Source organism: Aquabacter spiritensis, from assembly GCF_004346185.1.
GTDB lineage: Bacteria > Pseudomonadota > Alphaproteobacteria > Rhizobiales > Xanthobacteraceae > Aquabacter > Aquabacter spiritensis.
Genome location: NZ_SMAI01000045.1, coordinates 1 through 1,444, shown reverse-complemented (window position 1 = coordinate 1,444; position 1,444 = coordinate 1). Strand labels below are relative to the sequence as shown.

The following is a 1,444-nucleotide window of genomic DNA, read 5'->3' as shown; positions in this document are numbered from 1 at the left end:
CAGACCGCTGACAAACCCCTGGCGCGAGCCGGGGGTTTTTGATTCATTCGGGTATGCTGAAGAAACCCGGCCCGACCCAGACCGCTCTTGAGATCGTGACGCTGGACGAGTTGGTCCCGAAGGACCACATGTTGAGGCGGATCGATGCGGCGGTGGATTTCACCTTCATCCATGACCTGACGGCGCCGCTCTATTGTGCCGACAATGGCCGGCCGCCGCTCGATCCCACCTTGATGTTCAAGGCTTTGTTCCTGGGCTACCTGTTCGGCATCCGCTCGGAGCGCCAGCTGGTGCGCGAGATCGAGGTGAATGTCGCCTATCGCTGGTTTCTGCGGCTCTCGCTGCGGGAGAAGGTGTTCGACGCCTCGACGCTGTCGCAGAACCGCCGCCGGCGCTATCAGGACGACAGCGTGGCGCAGGCGATCTTCGACCGGATCGTCGAGCAGGCCATGGCACTGGGGCTGGTGGAGGGGCGCACGCTCTACACCGATTCCACCCACCTGAAGGCGAGCGCCAACAAGAACCGCCACGACATCGTTCCGGCGTCGAAGTCCCGTGCGGCCTATTGGGCGGAGCTGGACGCGGCGGTGGAGGAAGATCGCGCCGCCCATGGCCAGCCGCCTTTGCCGCCCACTCCGCCGCGCGAACCGCCGCAGAAGCCCACCAAGATCAGCCGCACCGATCCCGACAGCGGCTACATGGTGCGCGAGGGCAAGCCGAAGGGCTTCTTCTATCTCGACCACCGCACGGTGGACGGACGGCTCGGCATCATCACCGACAGCTTCGCCACGCCGGCCAGCGTGCACGACAGCATCCCCTATCTGGAGCGCCTGGACCGGCAGCGCGCCCGGTTCGGCCTTCCCGTCTCAACCGTGGGCCTGGATGCCGGCTATGCCTCGGCGGCCATCGCCCACGGGCTTTGCCAGCGCGGCATTACGGGGGTGACGGGGTATCGCACTCCGACCCCGCCGAAGCCCGGCATGATGCGGCCGTCCCGCTTCGCCTACGAAGCAGGGACCGACACCTATCGCTGCCCCCAGGGCCAGAGCCTCACCTACGCCACCACCGACCGGAGCGGCTATCGCCACTATCGCTCGGATCCGAACGTGTGCCGCGCCTGCCCGCTGCTGGCGTCCTGCACCACCAACGCCAAGGCCCAGCGCACCCTCACCCGCCATGTCTGGCAGGACGAGCGCGAGCAGGTGGACGCCCACCGCCTCACCGCCTGGGGCAAGCTCGTCTATGCCCGGCGCAAGGAGACGGTGGAGCGGTCCTTTGCCGATGCCAAGCAGCTCTTCGGCCACCGCTATGCCCGCTTCCGAGGCCTGGTGCGGGTGCAGGTCCAGTGCCTGCTCGCAGCCGCCGCCCAGAACATCAAGAAGATCGCCCTCGTCACCGCCCCGGCAAAGGCCCGGCCAGCCTGAGCCCGCTCCCCCCAAAATCG

Annotated in this window: 1 protein-coding gene; it reads left to right on the top strand. The window is 67.4% G+C overall.

Annotation, left to right across the window (positions count from 1 at the left end; genetic code table 11):
- Window positions 1–53 precede the first annotated feature (53 nt).
- Window positions 54–1,424: an IS1182 family transposase gene (locus tag EDC64_RS23355; RefSeq protein WP_132036260.1), complete on the top strand. Its 1,371-nt coding sequence runs from the start codon at window positions 54–56 to the stop codon at window positions 1,422–1,424.
- The last annotated feature ends 20 nt before the right edge of the window (window positions 1,425–1,444 follow it).